General features: G+C 65.0%; 13 protein-coding genes and 1 pseudogene. 3 read left to right on the forward strand and 11 right to left on the reverse strand.

Annotated elements, in window-relative coordinates:
• Window positions 1–4 precede the first annotated feature (4 nt).
• Window positions 5–202 (forward strand): hypothetical protein, encoded by a 198-nt coding sequence (locus HAP48_RS45755; protein WP_166206737.1) that lies wholly within the window; start codon window positions 5–7, stop codon window positions 200–202.
• Window positions 203–218: 16 nt separating this feature from the next.
• On the opposite strand, the gene HAP48_RS45760 is transcribed toward HAP48_RS45755, so the two are convergent.
• The 11 genes and pseudogenes from HAP48_RS45760 to HAP48_RS45810 form a co-directional block, all read right to left on the reverse strand.
• On the reverse strand, window positions 219–998 hold the full coding sequence (locus tag HAP48_RS45760; RefSeq protein ID WP_166206740.1) for a Crp/Fnr family transcriptional regulator: 780 nt from the start codon (window positions 996–998) through the stop codon (window positions 219–221).
• Window positions 999–1,316: 318 nt separating this feature from the next.
• Entirely contained in the window at window positions 1,317–2,813 is a 1,497-nt protein-coding gene (locus HAP48_RS45765; RefSeq protein WP_166206743.1) for an AMP nucleosidase, read from the reverse strand.
• A gap of 113 nt (window positions 2,814–2,926) precedes the next feature.
• Window positions 2,927–3,277: a DUF779 domain-containing protein gene (locus HAP48_RS45770; protein ID WP_166206746.1), complete on the reverse strand. Its 351-nt coding sequence runs from the start codon at window positions 3,275–3,277 to the stop codon at window positions 2,927–2,929.
• Window positions 3,278–3,372: 95 nt separating this feature from the next.
• Complete coding sequence (adh, locus tag HAP48_RS45775; protein WP_166206749.1) at window positions 3,373–4,890, reverse strand: aldehyde dehydrogenase; 1,518 nt, start codon at window positions 4,888–4,890, stop codon at window positions 3,373–3,375.
• A 176-nt stretch (window positions 4,891–5,066) separates the two neighbouring features.
• Window positions 5,067–6,023, reverse strand: a pseudogene (locus HAP48_RS45780) (GAF domain-containing protein).
• A gap of 206 nt (window positions 6,024–6,229) precedes the next feature.
• Window positions 6,230–7,366 (reverse strand): tlde1 domain-containing protein, encoded by a 1,137-nt coding sequence (locus tag HAP48_RS45785; protein WP_338028968.1) that lies wholly within the window; start codon window positions 7,364–7,366, stop codon window positions 6,230–6,232.
• A 424-nt stretch (window positions 7,367–7,790) separates the two neighbouring features.
• Window positions 7,791–8,486 carry a DUF899 family protein gene (locus tag HAP48_RS45790; protein WP_166206752.1) on the reverse strand — a complete coding sequence of 232 codons (696 nt, stop codon included), beginning with the start codon at window positions 8,484–8,486 and terminating at the stop codon, window positions 7,791–7,793.
• A 78-nt stretch (window positions 8,487–8,564) separates the two neighbouring features.
• On the reverse strand, window positions 8,565–10,067 hold the full coding sequence (locus HAP48_RS45795; protein WP_166206755.1) for a glycosyltransferase family 39 protein: 1,503 nt from the start codon (window positions 10,065–10,067) through the stop codon (window positions 8,565–8,567).
• Window positions 10,068–10,074: 7 nt separating this feature from the next.
• Window positions 10,075–11,208: a glycosyltransferase family 2 protein gene (locus tag HAP48_RS45800; protein WP_166206758.1), complete on the reverse strand. Its 1,134-nt coding sequence runs from the start codon at window positions 11,206–11,208 to the stop codon at window positions 10,075–10,077.
• Between the two features lie 252 nt (window positions 11,209–11,460).
• Entirely contained in the window at window positions 11,461–11,667 is a 207-nt protein-coding gene (locus tag HAP48_RS45805) for a hypothetical protein (protein WP_166206761.1), read from the reverse strand.
• Between the two features lie 67 nt (window positions 11,668–11,734).
• The gene (locus tag HAP48_RS45810) at window positions 11,735–12,091 is read right to left on the reverse strand and encodes a hypothetical protein (protein ID WP_166206764.1); all 357 of its coding nucleotides are present in this window, start codon (window positions 12,089–12,091) and stop codon (window positions 11,735–11,737) included.
• 135 nt (window positions 12,092–12,226) lie between these two features.
• On the opposite strand from HAP48_RS45810, the gene HAP48_RS45815 reads away from it, so the two are divergent.
• A complete protein-coding gene (locus tag HAP48_RS45815) occupies window positions 12,227–13,054 on the forward strand; it encodes a DUF72 domain-containing protein (protein ID WP_166206767.1) in 828 nt (275 codons plus the stop codon).
• A gap of 10 nt (window positions 13,055–13,064) precedes the next feature.
• Window positions 13,065–13,526, forward strand: a complete 462-nt coding sequence (locus tag HAP48_RS45820; protein ID WP_166206770.1) for a DUF488 domain-containing protein — start codon at window positions 13,065–13,067, stop codon at window positions 13,524–13,526.
• Window positions 13,527–13,559: the final 33 nt, after the last annotated feature.

Consider the following 13,559-nt stretch of genomic DNA (forward strand, 5'->3'; position numbering starts at 1 on the left):
CGCCATGGCGCGCATGCAGATCGCAACGGAAGCATCCACCTGGCTGGTGCAGGCCAAGGACTTTCTCAACGAGGCTCGACGGCTGAAGCCGGGACCGGAGCGCAATGAATTGCGCCAGACAGCGAAGGTGCTGCGCGAGATTGCGAAGCTCGAGACGGCATCCGCCCCTGCAAAGAAGCTTGATCGGCGGCGGAGAAGCTGATCGCATCGCAACGCGCTCACAGCGCGTCGTCCGTTTCGATTTCGGAGATGCGCGGATTGTCGGTTAGGGCTGCCGCGCGGGATCGGGCCATATTGTCCGAGAAGATCTCCTCGGCTTCGAGACGCATGACGCGATGGCATTCGCACGCCGCCGCGGAGAGCCGCGACCTGTCGATCTCGATCCGGCCGCGTTGATCGGACCTGATTGCCCCGCGCGTGCGCAGATTGCGCATCAGGAGCGTCACCGTCGTTCGTCGCACGCCGAGGATTTGCGACAGCGCCTGCTGAGTCAGCGGCAGGATGTCGCTGTCGACGCGATCGCGAAGCTGGAGCAGCCAGCGCGCCATCCGGGCCTCGACCGGGTGCAGCGCATTGCAGGCGGAGCCGAGCTGGAACTGGATCAGCATCGACCTGATGTGCTTTTGCATCGCCTGCCGGATCGCAGCACTGCGTCCGAAAGCCGCATGAAAGCGCGGCGCGGAAATCCGCGAGGCGGTGCCTACCGCACGTACGACTGCGGTAATACCCGACGGGGACGACCCGAGCACCGAAAGACTGCCCACCGCCCCTTCGCGCCCGACCACGCCGGTCGCAACCGTGCTCCCGTCTGCCATGTCGATCATCAGCGTGATCGCCCCGCTATGAGGGAAGAAGACGTAGTCGATCTCGTCACCGGCTCGCGCCAGGACCGCATCCTGATCGAGCGCGACCGTCTCGAGCTCCGGACCCAGCAGATCCAGGTCCGCTGCCGGCAGTGTTGCGAGAAGGCGATTACCATTTCCGCCGGAAGCACTCACTGGCGGGCACCCAAAGTGAAGCGACACGCAACCAACTCACTCAGACACGCTCTCAAAAATAAACTCCAAACGCTTGACCGCAAGGCGGAATTTTCTGCAGACAGTACACCGAGAAGTTAGATGCAAATGCGCCGCCGGACGCAACAGCAAAATGCGCACGGTCGAACCGTAGAACTGCGGAACCCAAAGTTCCAATTCCCGGGCACGGAAAATGCTACCTCCGATTCCGCGGCGTCAGGCAGCCAGCTGGCGAAATGCGCGCAGGAGTCGCGATCTGAAGGCCGAGATCGAGCGTCGTCTGCGGCTTGGCGAACGGAGCTATTGAAACGCGACTTCGGCAAAGCTCCTCAGCTTGCGCGAATGCAGCCGCTCAGACTCCTGGTCCTTCAACCTTTCGAGCGCCTTCAAGCCGATCTGAAGATGCTGGCCGACACGCTGGCGATAGAACTCGCTGGCCATGCCGGCGAGCTTGATCTCGCCATGCAGCGGCTTGTCGGAGACGCACAGCAGCGTGCCGTAAGGTACGCGGAAACGATAGCCATTGGCGGCGATCGTCGCCGATTCCATGTCAAGCGCGATAGAGCGCGACTGCGACATCCGCCGGATCACCTGCGGTCCGCTGATCTCCCAATTGCGATTGTCGACGCTCGCGACCGTGCCGGTGCGCATCAGCCGCTTGAGCTCGAAGCCGGTGAGCCCGGTCACCTCGCCGACCGCCTCCTCGAGCGCCACCTGCATCTCCGCAAGCGCGGGGATCGGGACCCACAGCGGCAACTCGTGATCGAGCACATGGTCTTCGCGGACATAGCCATGCGCCAGCACGTAGTCGCCGAGCCGCTGCGTGTTGCGCAAGCCGGCGCAATGCCCGATCATCAGCCAGGCATGCGGCCGCAGCACCGCGACATGATCGGTGATGTTGCGCGCATTGGACGGCCCGATCCCGATGTTGATCAGGGTGATGCCGCGATAGCCGGGTTCGACCAGATGAAACGCCGGCATCTGCGGCACGCGATCCGACGCCGTCCCGCTGGTGCCGCCGCCTGCCAGCGCGTTGCGCGTGATCACATTGCCGGGCGCGACGAAGGCCTCGAGGCCCTCTTCACCCGAGGCGAGACGCTGCAGGCTCGATTGCGCGAAGGCGTCGACATAGAACTGGTAGTTCGTGAAGATCACGAAGTTCTGGAAATGCTCGGGGTCGGTGCCGGTGTAGTGATAGAGCCGGCGCAGCGAGTAATCGACCCGTGCCGCGCGAAACAGCGCCAGCGGCTCCGGCGTGCCCGGCGTCAGTTCGAACGTCCCGTCGGCGATCGCATCGTCCATCGCGGCGAGATCGGGCGTATCGAACACGTCGCGCAGCGATCGCGTGAACGCCGAGCTGTCGGCGATGCTCAGCGCCGCCTCGATATTGATGTCGCGCCGGTAGGCGAAATGGATCGGTATAGGCTCGCTGGACTCGCCGATCTCGACCGCCACGCCGTGGTTCTTGATCAGGAGCCCGATCTGCTCGGTGAGATACGTCTTGAAAATATCCGGCCGCGTGATGCTGGTCTCGTGGATGCCGGGCCCCGCGACGAAGCCGTAGGCGAGACGGGAATCCAGCCGCGCATGCGACGAGGTCGTGATACGGACGAAGGGGTAATGCGCGCGCACCCGCGTCGTGAACGGCACGCCGTTGACATAAGCCTCGAAGCGACTGCGCAGGAACGCGGTGTTGCGCTCGTAGATCTCGTCGAGGCGGGCAACCGCCGCGCCGGCCTCGACGAACGCTTCGGTCGTGATGGATGGCGGGGTTTCGATGGGAGGTGTGGGAGACATGTCGCCTTGCGCCAAATCCGTGGCCGAGCGTGGACTCACTCCGGATCAGCGCAGTATAGCGACTATGGCATCGAGTTCCAGATGGCCGGCGAGCGCGCCTCGGCGCCGGTGCCCTACTCCGTCTCGCGCGGCGGCAGCGCGCAGATCTCGGACCGGGTCAGGAACCTGCGTTCGCGGCCATTGTCGAGCGAGAACATGCCGCCGCGGCCGGGTACGACGTCGATGATCAGATCGGTGTGCTTCCAGACGTCGTATTGCGAGCCGCTGATATAGAACGGCGCGCCGCCGATCTCGCCGAGCTTGACGTCATAATCGCCGATCAGGAAGTCACCTTGCGGATAGCACATCGGCGACGAACCGTCGCAGCAGCCGCCGGACTGATGAAACAGCACCGGGCCGTGGTCGGCGACGATCTCGGCAATCAGCTCCAGCGCAGCCGGCGTCGCGGTCACCTTGTCAGCCATTTCGGCCTCCGTGATGGGAGCTCCGGCGGGAATACCCCGCCGGAGCCTGTCGCTTGGCCCGCTCCCCAAAACGAAAGGGAGCGGCATTCCGAGTGCTAGAAGAAGCCAAGCTTCTTCGGGCTGTAGCTCACCAGCATGTTCTTGGTCTGCTGGTAGTGGTCGAGCATCATCTTGTGGTTTTCGCGGCCGACGCCGGACTGCTTGTAGCCGCCGAACGCCGCATGCGCGGGATAGGCGTGGTAGCAATTGGTCCAGACCCGCCCGGCCTGGATGGCGCGGCCGAACCGGTAGCAGCGATTGACATCGCGGCTCCAGATGCCCGCACCGAGGCCATAGAGCGTGTCGTTGGCGATCGAAAGCGCGTCCTCGTCGTTCTTGAAGGTGGTCACCGACACCACCGGTCCGAAGATCTCCTCCTGGAAGACGCGCATCTTGTTGTGGTCCTTGAACACGGTCGGCTTGACGTAATAACCGCCCGAGAGCCCGCCGCCGAGATTGTTGCGCTCGCCGCCGGTCAGGACCTGCGCACCTTCCTTCTTGCCGATGTCGATGTAGGAGAGAATCTTCTCGAGCTGCTCGGAAGACGCCTGTGTGCCGATCATCGTGGACGGATCGAGCGGGCTGCCTTGCGTGATCGCCTCGACGCGCTTGAGCGCACGTTCCATGAATTTGTCGTAGATCGATTCCTGGATCAGCGCGCGGCTCGGACAGGTGCAGACCTCGCCCTGATTGAGCGCGAACATCACGAAGCCTTCGATCGCCTTGTCGAAGAAATCGTCATCGTCTTCGCAGACGTCCTTGAAGAAGATGTTGGGCGATTTGCCGCCGAGTTCGAGCGTCACCGGGATCAAATTCTGCGAAGCATATTGCATGATCAGCCGGCCCGTCGTGGTCTCGCCGGTGAACGCGATCTTGGCGATCCGGTTCGATGACGCCAACGGCTTGCCCGCCTCCAGACCGAAGCCGTTGACGACGTTCAGCACGCCCTTGGGCAGCAAATCAGCGATCAGTTCGAGCCACACCAGGATCGATGCCGGGGTCTGCTCGGCCGGCTTGAGGACGACACAGTTTCCCGCGGCGAGCGCCGGTGCGAGCTTCCAGACCGCCATCAGGATCGGGAAGTTCCAGGGAATGATCTGGCCGACGACGCCGAGCGGCTCGTGGAAGTGATAGGCGACCGTGTCATGGTCGATTTCCGAGATCGAACCTTCCTGCCCGCGGATCGCGCTGGCGAAGTAACGGAAGTGATCGATCGCGAGCGGCATGTCGGCGGCCATCGTCTCACGGATCGGCTTGCCGTTGTCCCAGGTCTCGGCGGTGGCGAGCTTTTCGAGATTGGCCTCCATCCGGTCGGCAATCCTGTTGAGGATCAGCGACCGCTCGGCAACGCTGGTACGGCCCCAGGCCTCCTTGGCCGCATGCGCCGCGTCGAGCGCCGCTTCGATGTCCGACGTGTCGGAGCGCGGGATCTCGCAGACCGGAAGTCCGGTCACCGGCGAGATGTTATCAAAATACTTTCCAGAGCGGGGCTCGCGCCATTCGCCGCCAATAAAATTGCCGTAGCGCTTGGCAAATGGCGCCTTGAGCACGGACTGCATGTCAACCTTGTTCATGTGTTCCTCCGTTGGCACGCCGATGCACACGGCGTTGCCCGGAACGCTCGGTCAAATCAGGCAGACATAACAGGGGCCCACCCCAACGGCCGCAGGGGAACTGTCGCAAATCTGAGACAGGGTGCGCCGCAAATTGGCAGGGCGTATCGGCGCTGCGGAAGCCTTGCGGGAATGCCTTAGCGGTGCAAGCCGAGTTGCTTGAGCTTGCGGTGCAACGTGGCGCGGGACATGTCGAGGTCCTTCGCGGCTTTCGACACATTGCCGCCGGCCCGCGCGAGCGCACGCTGCAACGCTGCGCGTTCCGCGGCAACAAGACCCCCATCGTCGCGGGTCTCGCCGATCAGATCGGCCGCCGGCAGCGGTCGCGCCAGCGACGCCGCGTTGAGGCCGAGCGCACGGCGCGCGGCCCGCGTTGCGCCGATCACGAGATCGTCGCGATCGACTGCCAGCAGCGAGTTGACGGCGCGCTCGCTCCTCGGCGTCAGCAGAATACGTGCGTCAGGAAATGCCCGGCGAAAATTCTCGGCTTCGATCACGCGCGCAGCGTCGGTGACCGTGGTCGCGATCAGCCGGGAAAAACCGTCGGTCAGGTCCGCCCGGCAGGACGACACGTCGAGCGCGGCGGCAAGCTCGCCGTGCTCGTCGAAGATCGGCGCGGTGGTGCAGAACAGGCCGGAGTTTGCGCGTGAAGAAGTGCTGTTCGCGGTCGATCGACAGCGGCCGCTTCTCGACGATGCAGGTGCCGATGCCGTTGGTCCCCTCGTATTTCTCGCTCCAGACCGCGCCGGTCCACAGCCCCCATGCGTTGAACGTGGCGTCATCGGCGCAGGCGCCGCGCCGGTCGACGACGACGCCGTCGCGGTCCGCGAGCAGCACCGAACAGCCAACCCCGCCCACGGCAAGGAACAGCCGGTCCAGCGTGTGCTGGGCCACTTTCAGGAATTCGCCGAGCCGTTGTGCGCGGCGGCGATGTCGGCCTGGTCGAGACGATAGGACGGCAGGCGGCTCGCCGGATCGAGCGCATGCAGATGGCCGGACCGGCGCCACGATGCCGACAGGTCCGAGGGCGCGCCGCCTCCGGCCAGCACGTCGAGAACCTTGTCCGTATGCACGACACCTGGCGACCGGCTCATGCCTCCCTCCCTGCTCCCCCGGGTTCTGCGACCCTCGGGAGCGCGGCGCTGTTGGCCCTGGCACCCTTTGTATCCCGCAGGATATAGCGCTGCTAGCAGCCTTTCAAGGGACGGTCATTGCGACGTTCGGACAGGTACCGGCGATGTATCGTCAAGCGATCGCGGGACAGGCCGAGGGGGCAAAGTCCCCCTCCAGCGGAATGCGCCTACTGAACCCTCGCGAGCACCGCGAGACGGCGGATGCCCTTGTTGCGGTAGGCTTCGAGGAACGCGTAGTAGTCCTTGAACGAGACGCAGCCGTTGGAATCGCCGTTCGGGCCGAGCATGAAGGTGTGCGCGAGCAGGCCGTCGCGGTTGAAGATCTTGCCCTCGCCGCCGATCGGCGTGAGCCGCAGCGCCGGCACGCCATGGAACAGCGCCTCGCGCGGCTTGAGCTCGTAAATGTGCGGCGGCGTCACGCCGACCATCTTCAGATGCGATGATCTGGGATCGTCGAGCCGGGAGCCGAGGCCCGAATGCGCCTCGAGGCGCGTGCCGTCCGGCAGGTACACGGTCTTCGCCGAGATGTCGTAGACCGCGGTCTGGCGGTCATAGGGCGGCGAGCCGCCGAGCATCGGGTTCTGGTCCAGCGTCGAGGGGATGCTGCCGGTGACGTTGGCGTCGGCGGAGGCGAAGGAGAGCAGCCCGCCGCCCGACTCGCGCTTGCCCCACAGCTTCTCGACCATGGTCTGCCGCTCGCTCGATGCGATCGACATCACCGCGGCCTTGGCGCGCGCGGCCATGTCACGAACGCCGCCGGATTTGGCAGCCTGCCTGGCTTCGGCGGGCTTGGCTTCCTTGGGCTGCACCGTTGCGGCGGGATCGTTGAGCGCCACCTGCAGATTGGCGGCGGCTTCCCTCTTGGCGGTCTCGACCGACTTCGGCGCCGGCAGCGGCTTCGATGTCTCGGCGAGCTTGGCCGAGGCAACGGCCCTCGCCGCTTCGGCGACCTTGGGCGCAGCCGCCTGTTTGATCGGATCGATCTGCGGCGCGGCGTCGGCCAGGGCGCTGGACGGCACGCTGGAGGCCACGCCCTCGGGCGATGCGGCCGCAAACCGATCGTTAAACATAAGCGAAGGTGCCGGGGCTTCCGACTTCGCGACCTCGCTCTTGGCCGGAGCCACAGGCGCGGGCGTCAGGGACGCGAACACCTCGTTGAACGCCGGCGCCGGCCGTGCGGCGACCGCCGCGGGCCGCTTCACCACCGGCGCATCGAACGCCGCATTGCCCACTGATGGGTAGACGCCCGCCGCAAAGATGTTGGCGTAGACGGTCCAGGCGCAGCCAAGCACCAGCCCCGCCACCGCGGCGCTGCCGAGGAAATGCTGTGGGAGGATTTTTCGGGAAGCTTTCTTGCGGCTTGGCGCCCCAAGAACATACGCACTCGCACTCGTACCCATACGCCCGACGCTCAAAACAGGTCCACCTTTGTCCCTCACTCGACGACAGGTCGAACGGATGTTCGGCTCAACGTCGCGCGGGGGCACAGACGGCCATTAAGGCGACTTTTAGTTAAATGCGACTTAACCGGATGCGATCCCCTGCAACGCGGGAAGTGCCTGTGGCGTAGGGCTTTTTTAAGATGGCAATGGACCGCCAAAGCGGCTTTTCTGTCCCATCATGGGACATTCCGGCACGCAGTTCCACCCGCTGCATGCCGCCATCAATGAGGGGAGAATTTCCTTGCCGATCACCCCGGATTCGCGCGGGGATTGAGCAAGATTCTCCTCAGTAGCTGAGCTTCGGATACCAGTCCTTGCCACGTCCTTCGGGCGTGGTGTCGAGCACGGTCCAGAGCGGGTCCATGTCCGGCGCGCCGCGCGGATCCTGGCCGGGGTCGACGGTGCCGGCCCCCATCTCGCCGGCCCAGAAATGATGGATCGTGCCGTCATGGCGCGTGAAGACATTGTAGCCGGGCACGTCGCCGTCATCCCTGCTGACATAGTCGCGCGTGTAGTCACCCGACACATCGGAATAGACCTTGTGGCGCGTCCAGCCGCGCGCCCGCTTCGCCTCGATCAGCCGCGCGATCGGCGAGCGCGCCACGAACACGAACGCCACGCGCTGCTCGATATCGGGCAGCTTCTCTTCCCACGTGGCCATGAACGACGTGCACATCGGACACGGCTTCTCGCGCTGCGGGCCGAACATGTAGCTGTAGATGACCAGCGTCTGCTTGCTGCCGAAGAGATCGCCGAGCGACGCCACGCCGGCCTCGCCGGTGAACTCGTAGGCCCGGGTCACCTCGCCGCCCGGCGGCAATGCGCGGCGCAGCTCGGCCACGCGCTCGATATGCCGGCGCAGCTCGATCTCCTCGACGAGCAACGCCTGGCGCGCGCGGCGATATTCGGCGCTCTCATTGGGAAAGCGATTGGTGTTGGTCTTGGCGAGCTCAGAAGCGTGCTTCAGGACGGAACTGGTCATGTCGGGACCTCGTGTGGTTGACGGGTACCTGGAAGACGAGCCGGAACCGGCCGGTCCGACATTCGACTTCGATGATTTCTACCGCAGTTCCGGCGGCGGCGAGCGGTCGAGGACGTCACCCTTTGGACCTTCCAGCAAATCGAGCGCATAGGTCTCGACAACCAGCGGCCCGCGCATGCGATTGGCCTCGGCGATGGTTTCGACACGGGCGAAATTGTCGCGTAGCGAAGCCGGCATGGTCTGTTCGAGCTCATGCACATACAGCAGCTTGCCGGACAGCTGGGCCGGGCTCGGCTCAGGCATGTTGACCCAGCGAATGCGCTGGCCCTGCTGCGCCACGCAGCTGCCCTTGGGGAGATAGAAGGCAAGCCAGCCGACGGTGCCGTAGTCCGGCGCCAGCACGCAGGTCGCACCGTGACGGACGCGCGCCGCCTCGATCTCGGCGGCGAGCTCCTGCCAGCCGACACCGACGCTGCGCACGGTGGCGTCCCGGCGATAGCCTGAGAGCATGCCGGTGTTGGCCTGCACGATCAGCAGTGCAAACAGCACGACGCCGACCGGCGCGGCCCAGCGGCGGCAGAAATCGATCGTGCGCTGCTCGCGCGGCGCCCACTGCACCTGGATCGCGGCGACCGCGGCCGCCACCGCAAAGGCGGGATAGACAGGTGCGAACCAGTTGGCCTCGACCCGCGCATGCAGCGCGTGCCAGGTGAAGTAGACGACGATGGTCCAGAACATCGTGTTGATCAGCACGCGCGCGCCCATCGCGCCGGCGCGGCGCCGAGAGAGCGCGTAAAGGCCCATCACGCCGAGTATGAAGACCAGCGGCGTCGCGAACGCGAACTGCGTCGGGATCAGCTCGGCGATATAGGTCGGCCGGAAATCCTCGATCCGGGCGCGGCCCATCTGCTTGATGAAGGACACCCATTGGTGATCGGCATTCCAGAGGATGACCGGCGCAAACAGGCCGGCCGCGACCACGCCGCCGAGATAGAGCCAAGGCGAGAGAAACCAGCGCCGCAGCTTCGGCACCGCCGCAAGCCAGATCAGGATCGCGGGACCAAAGAACAGCGCCGTATATTTCGACAGCAGCGCCAGACCTGCGCTGGCGCCGACCGCAAGCCACCAAGCGCCGCGGCCGGTCTCCAGCACCTTGGCGAGCGAGAACAGCAACAGGCTGGCAGCGACCAGCAGCGGCGCATCCGGCGTCACGATCAGCGTGCCGACGGCGGCCATCAGCGTGACGTTGAGCAGGATCGTGGCGCTTGCGGCGATGCGCTGGCCGCCGAACAGGAGCTCGGCCGCCCGGTAGATCGCCCAGCTCATCGGCAGCGCGAGCAGGATCGACACCAGCCGCACCCCGAACGGCGTGTCGCCTGCGATCATGGTGCCGAGCCGGATCACGATCGCCACCATCGGCGGATGGTCGTAGTATCCGCCGGCGAGCGACTTCGACCACATCCAGTAATAGGCTTCGTCGAAGGTCAGCGGCGTCCATGCGGCGGCGGCCAGCCGCAGCACCACGAGCGCGCACACCGCAAGGGCGGTGTTCCGGGCGAGCCGCGCCTCGTTCGCGTTCATGCCACCGTCATCGCTTGCGCCAGACGAACAGCCCGGACATCGCGTAGTTCCACACCACGCCCATCAGCGCGCCGGCCGCGCCCGCAAGCCACCAGATCGGCTCCTGGTCGTAGACCGAGAACGCGACGCCGACATTGGCGAGCAGGCCGACGCTGCAGACCAGATAGAACAGCAACAGGCCGCGCAGGATGCCAAAGCCCTTCAGCCGCTGGTCGCGGTAGGTCAGGAAGTTGTTGAGGATGAAGTTGCTGGTCATCGCGACGATCGCGCCGGCAGCCTGAGCCTCCGGGAATGGCGCCTTGAACAGCTCCAGCGAGATGAACAGCACGCCGAGATGCACCAGCAGGCCGAGCCCGCCGACGGCTGCGAACAGAATGAAGCGCAGCGAGATCAGATCATTGGTCAGCTTCGCCAGCACCAGGCCAAGGAAGTCGAGCGCGACCATCGAGTCAAGCTTGCTCTCGCCATGCTGGCGGGCGCCGAACGTGAAGGGAATTTCGACCGTACGCAGCTTGCCCTCCGCGGTCGCCACCACGTCGAGCAGGATCTTGAAGCCCTGGGTCGACAGCTGCGGCGCAAGCTGCTCGAAACGGTCGCGGCGGATCATGAAGAAGCCGCTCATGGGGTCCGCGATCTCGACCTTCAACGAGCGGCGCGCGATCTCGGTGGCGAAGGCGCTGGCGCCGGCACGCTGCTTGTTGAAGCCGTCGGCCTTGTAGCCCTCGATATAGCGGCTGCCGACCACGAGCTCGGCCTCGCCGCTCTGCAGCAGCGCCACCATCTTCGGCAGCTGGGTCTCGTCATGCTGCAGATCGGCGTCCATGACGGCAGCGTAAGGCGCGCTCGAGGCCAGGATACCCTCGATGCAGGCGCCGGACAGGCCACGCCGGCCGATTCGGCGGATGCAGCGCACGCGGGAATCCTTCCGCGCCAGCTCACGCACCACGTCCCAGGTTCCATCGGGCGAATTGTCATCGACGAAGATGACTTCCCACGACAGGTCCTTCAGAATCGCATCGAGCCGGCGGTACAGCACCGTGACATTGGCGCGTTCGTTGAAGGTCGGGACGACCACCGAAAGCTGCGGCAGACGTGCGGCCTGCGACAGGGTTTCGGGGCCCGGCTTGATGGCTTCATTCATGAGCGCCAGCGTATAGCGGCAGCCTCTCCCGCTGCCAAGGCGGGCCGAACCGAACGCTGTCTCGGGAAGCGGGAAAACGGGGCCAAAATACCCCTGAAAATACCAACGACCACGAACAAGGGGGGCGCGCGTACATCCGGCGCAGCCGATATTGTCGTGGTCGTCCCAGCGCCGGAGCCCTTAACAAGCTGCAACGTCGCCGTTCCACCCCAAATAGGAAGCCCCCGAGCGGTCCGCAAGCGGCGCAGGGCGCTAGTTGTTCGGGACGTCCCGGATGACGGGGCCGCGGGGCGCCGGGGCCGCCGGCGCAGCTTCCGCGGCAGGAGCAGCCTGTGGCGCCGCCGCCCGCTGGGCGGGATTACGGATTTGGCTGGGCGACGGCCCATAGATGAACGCCGCCGCCAGCACGATGGCTGCGACCACCGCGCCCAAAAAGCCTGCCGTCGATTGTGAGTTCATGCCGCCGATCCCCTCGCCTGCGCGGATTGATATCAAAAATCGACCGCGCGCAACAGGATTTGGGAACCTATTTCGCCGCGGCCCTGCGCCGGACGAAGGCGGTCACGATGTCCTTCTGCGCAAGCTCGATCGCGCGGTTGGCGGTCGTCAGCTGCGTATCGGCATCCTGTTTCGGAAATTGCAGCGACAGGAAGTCGATCAGCGACACCCGGAAGTTCTGCCGCTCCGAGGGGCAGACACTGGCGATCAGTGAGGTGAATTCCTGGTCGGACAACGTCTTGTTGCTGTCGCGGGGATATTCGCGGGCGAGACAATTCCAATAGGCATCGCGGCCGGTGATCGCGAGCTTGTGCGCATCGTCGACCTCGTCGGCCATTGCAGCTGACGACGTGATCAAGAGGACGGCGGCAACCAGAATGCGCATTGTTGTTCTCCCGTTTTTCGGCATCCTAGCCAACACCAGCAAGCACGATAAGTACCGCCGCGCAAATCTGGCAAACTGGCCAATCACGATTATTTTGATTACTCTCTCTGTTCCCTCCTCACGATGAGTGCAGTCGTGGCCAAAGCTCCCACCAAGGCGACCAAGACGAACGCAGGCAACATCTATATCGGCATCGGCGGCTGGACCTTCGAGCCGTGGCGCGGGGTGTTCTATCCGGAGAAGCTCACGCAGGCGAAGGAGCTGTCCTACGCCGCCTCCAAGCTGACCTCGATCGAGATCAACGGCACCTATTACGGATCGCAGAAGCCGGAGAGCTTTCGCAAATGGGCGAGCGAAGTGCCCGACGGCTTCATCTTCTCGCTGAAGGGGCCGCGCTTCGCCACCAACCGCCGCGTGCTCGCCGAGGCCGGCGATTCGGTGAAGCGGTTCTATGATTCGGGCGTGCTGGAATTGAAGGACCGGCTCGGGCCGGTGCTCTGGCAGTTCGCGCCGACCAAAAAGTTCGACGGCGCCGATTTCGGCAAATTCCTCGAACTGTTGCCGCGCAAGCTCGACGGCCGCGCGCTGCGCCACGTCGTCGAGGTGCGCCACGACAGCTTTTGCGTGCCCGAATTCATCGCGCTGCTGCGCCAGTTCGAGGTGCCCGTGGTGTTCGCCGAGCACGGCAAATATCCGGCGATCGCCGATCTCGCCAGCGACTTCGTCTATGCCCGGCTGCAGAAGGGCGATGACGAATTGAAAACCTGCTATCCGCCGAAGCAGCTCGACGCCTGGGCCAAGCGGTTCCAGGACTGGGCCGGCGGCGGCGAGCCGGATGACCTGCCGAAGGTCGACAAGACCAAGCCGAACAAGGCCCCGCGCGACGTGTTCGCTTACGTGATCCACGAGGGCAAGATCCGCGCGCCGGCGGGCGCGATGGAGCTGATCGAACGGGTGAAGTGAGGAAACGGCGATGGCGAAGGCGAAAAAGCTGTTCACCATCGGCTACGAGCAGACGCCGTCGAAGGCGGTGCTCGACGAGCTCCAGCACGCCGGCGTCAAGCTATTGGTCGACGTCCGCGCGGTCGCCTCCTCGCGCCGCCCCGGCTTCTCCAAGACCCAGCTCGCCGCGGGCCTCGACGAGCGCGGCATCGCCTACGTCCATCTGCGCGGCCTCGGCACGCCGAAGAGCGGCCGGGAGGCGGCGCGCAGCGGGCAATATGCGCTGCTGCACAAGATCTATTCGGCGCACCTCAAGACGGTGCAGGCCAAGGAGGAGCTCGACGAGCTGTCGTCGCTGGTCAAGAAATCCGGCCCGGTCTGCATCCTCTGCTACGAGCGCGACCACGAGCACTGTCACCGCCGCTGGATCGCCGAGATCATCGAGGAGCGCGACGGGGTCAAGATCGAGAACCTGGCCGCGCCGCAGGTTTGAGAATGCAGAAGTTGCTAATTCCAGCTCGCGTAT

Source organism: Bradyrhizobium septentrionale (assembly GCF_011516645.4).
GTDB classification, from domain to species: domain Bacteria; phylum Pseudomonadota; class Alphaproteobacteria; order Rhizobiales; family Xanthobacteraceae; genus Bradyrhizobium; species Bradyrhizobium septentrionale.

What these genes read in the sequence shown, in the direction of transcription:
- HAP48_RS45755 (WP_166206737.1), top strand. Translation starts at nt 5, where the DNA reads ATGGCGCGCATGCAGATCGCAACGGAAGCATCCACCTGGCTGGTGCAG.
- HAP48_RS45765 (WP_166206743.1), bottom strand. Translation starts at nt 2,813, where the DNA reads ATGTCTCCCACACCTCCCATCGAAACCCCGCCATCCATCACGACCGAA.
- HAP48_RS45770 (WP_166206746.1), bottom strand. Translation starts at nt 3,277, where the DNA reads ATGGCTGACAAGGTGACCGCGACGCCGGCTGCGCTGGAGCTGATTGCC.
- adh (WP_166206749.1), bottom strand. Translation starts at nt 4,890, where the DNA reads ATGAACAAGGTTGACATGCAGTCCGTGCTCAAGGCGCCATTTGCCAAG.
- HAP48_RS45790 (WP_166206752.1), bottom strand. Translation starts at nt 8,486, where the DNA reads ATGACCAGTTCCGTCCTGAAGCACGCTTCTGAGCTCGCCAAGACCAAC.
- HAP48_RS45795 (WP_166206755.1), bottom strand. Translation starts at nt 10,067, where the DNA reads ATGAACGCGAACGAGGCGCGGCTCGCCCGGAACACCGCCCTTGCGGTG.
- HAP48_RS45800 (WP_166206758.1), bottom strand. Translation starts at nt 11,208, where the DNA reads ATGAATGAAGCCATCAAGCCGGGCCCCGAAACCCTGTCGCAGGCCGCA.
- HAP48_RS45805 (WP_166206761.1), bottom strand. Translation starts at nt 11,667, where the DNA reads ATGAACTCACAATCGACGGCAGGCTTTTTGGGCGCGGTGGTCGCAGCC.
- HAP48_RS45810 (WP_166206764.1), bottom strand. Translation starts at nt 12,091, where the DNA reads ATGCGCATTCTGGTTGCCGCCGTCCTCTTGATCACGTCGTCAGCTGCA.
- HAP48_RS45820 (WP_166206770.1), top strand. Translation starts at nt 13,065, where the DNA reads ATGGCGAAGGCGAAAAAGCTGTTCACCATCGGCTACGAGCAGACGCCG.